2 protein-coding genes and 1 pseudogene are annotated in these 2,802 nt (G+C 27.5%); all 3 read left to right on the forward strand.

All coding sequences use genetic code 11. From position 1 onward, the window contains the following. Positions 1-1,571 (forward strand): annotated as a pseudogene (locus FWJ34_RS19035) (hypothetical protein); the annotation flags it as partial. Between the two features lie 28 nt (positions 1,572-1,599). After that, the gene (locus FWJ34_RS19040; RefSeq protein ID WP_308256901.1) at positions 1,600-2,169 is read left to right on the forward strand and encodes a Uma2 family endonuclease; all 570 of its coding nucleotides are present in this window, start codon (positions 1,600-1,602) and stop codon (positions 2,167-2,169) included. A gap of 87 nt (positions 2,170-2,256) precedes the next feature. Continuing rightward, a partial coding sequence (locus FWJ34_RS19045; RefSeq protein ID WP_308256902.1) for a tetratricopeptide repeat protein occupies positions 2,257-2,802 on the forward strand: 546 nt, incomplete at its 3' end.

Below are 2,802 nucleotides of genomic sequence, written 5' to 3' on the forward strand. Positions count from 1 at the left end.
AAGCTGAATTAAATTATCGTCAAGCTATAGAGATAAACCCACAACATCTTGGTGGTTATATTAATTTACATAGATTATTTGATCTTTCAGGAAAAACAAATCAAGCTATTGATTTTGCAAAAAAAATAAGTCAATCTTATCCCGATGAACTTTTTTGGGGATTAAAACAATATTTGGTTTTACCAATTTTGTATCAAAATGAAGAAGAAATAAATTTCTATCGTCACCGATTTACTGAAGGTTTAAAAACCATTATTAATTCTCTAAATTTAACTACAGAAACCTTAAGGAAAAACGCGTTAGATACTATTAAAGAACATAACAACTTTTTTCTCGCTTATCAAGGTAAAAATGATCTAAATTTACAATCACAGTATGGAGATTTATTAGAGCGAATCATCAAAGCTAATAATTGGTGTAATTTAGGAGAAATAAAAAAGAAAAAAATTCAGAAGAAAAAAATCAGAGTTGGTTATATTTCCTCTTATCTTCGTAATCATACTGTGGGAAAACTTTATTTAGGTTGGATTAAAAATCATAATCGAGATCATTTTGAAATTTATTGTTATCATCTTTTAGGCCAAACTCCCCTTAAGGATGAATTAACCGTAAAATACCAAGAATATAGTGATCAGTTTTTTACTATTGAGGCTTCAGATTTAGAAAATGAGTGCCAAAAAATCATTAACTCAGATTTAGATATACTTGTCTTTCTTGATATTGGTATGGAATCAGCAATTTATCCGATCGCCGCTTCTCGTTTAGCACCTATACAGTGTTTGACATGGGGACATCCAGTAACATCAGGTATTCCTACTATCGATTATTTTCTTTCTAGTGAATTAATGGAACCACAAAACGCACAAGAACATTATAGAGAAAAGTTAATTTTTTTACCAAATATTAGTATTTGTTATCCTCAACCTTCATTACCAGAACAAATTTTAGATCGTTCTTTTTTTCAGCTTAAAAAAGATTCTATAATTTATTTATCTTGTCAATCTTTATTCAAATATTTACCACAATATGACTATATTTTTCCTCGTATTGCCCAACAGATAAAAGATGCTCAATTTCTTTTTCTTTCTTTTTATGATAGTAAAGGAGAAAGGATCACAGATTTATTTAAACACCGTTTACAAGAGAGTTTTCGCAAATTTGATTTGAATAGTGAAGAATATTGTCTTTTTTTACCAAGATTAAATACACAACAATATCTTAGTCTTAACTTAATTTCAGATGTTTATCTTGATACTTTTAGTTGGTCTGGAGGTAATACTACTTTAGAGGCGATCGCCTGTAATTTACCAGTAGTAACTTGTCCGGGAGAGTTGATGCGAGGGCGACATAGTTATGGTATTTTAAAAATGTTAGGAGTTACAGAGACGATCGCATCTTGTGAAGAGGAATATATAGAAATAGCTGTCAGATTAGGTAGTGATTTATCCTATCGAGAGGAAATTAGGGAAAAAATCCAAGCTAATCATCATCGGCTTTATGATGATTTAGAATGTATCAAAGCTTTAGAAAAATTTTATCAAGATGTAATAAAAATACAAAACGTAACTTAAATCAATATTTATAATTTAATTTATAATTATGTTTGTTAAAATACCAACAAAAATTACCTTAACGGAATTTTTAGAATTATCAGAAAGTAAACCTATTCAGGAGTATGTTGACGGTTATATTTTTCAAAAACCAATGCCAAAAGGAAAACATAGCACTATTCAAACTTTTTTAACCACCGCTATTAATCAACGGGGAATTCCTGAAAAAAAATGTTGTGCTTTTTCAGAATTGCGTTGTACTTTTGGAACTAGATCAATAGTGCCGGATATTAGTGTTATTAGTTGGCAAAATATTCCTAAAGATCCACAAGAAGAAATAGATAATAATATCGAAATTGCACCTAATTGGATCATTGAAATTTTATCTCTCCAACAAAGTTCTATTAGAGTTATTGATAATATTTTATTTGCCTTAAATTATGGAACTGAAATAGCTTGGTTAATTGATCCTCAAGAAAAAATTATAATAGTTTTTTTACCGAATCAACAACCTCAAATAAAACAAAATAATGATCTTTTACCAGTTTTATCTTGGTTATCAGATTGGCAATTATCTACTCAAGATATATTTAATTATTTAAGTTTTTTTAGTTATTAAAATCTCTCGGATAAATTAAGAATTGCTATGTTTTTAACCTTGGTTTAATCAAGATTTCTAAAAATTTTATCAAAATATAATTAAATTATGAATTGGCATCCCAACGTAACAGAGTTTTTAGCAGTACAAAATTTTGATCAGATAATTAATTTTTATGAACAGGAAATAGAAAATAATCCTGATGAAATTAATAATTATTTGTATTTGGGATTAGCTTATTTTTTATCATATAAAGTAAATATCGCCGAAGAAATTTGGCTCGAAACTTTATTAGATATAAATAATATCGAAGAAAATGTAATTAAATTATTAACAATTTTAAGACAAGAAGCCCTTAATCAATTACAAAAAGATCAATGGCAAATGGCTCTACATATTTATCGAAAAATAGATGAGCTATTATCAAATCAAGAACAAATACTCCCTGAATATGGACTAGATTATTATAATTATGGTGTTATTTTAGAAAAAAAAGGAGATAAACAAACTGCTTTTTATGCTTATCAAAAGGCAATAAAAATTAATCCTCTTATTATTGATGCTTATAATAATTTAGGAAAAATTTATTTTGATAATAATCAAATTGAAGAAGCTGAATTAAATTATCGTAAAGCTATAGAGATAAACCAAAAA

The organism is Geminocystis sp. GBBB08 (assembly GCF_016743215.1).
Lineage (GTDB): Bacteria > Cyanobacteriota > Cyanobacteriia > Cyanobacteriales > Cyanobacteriaceae > Geminocystis.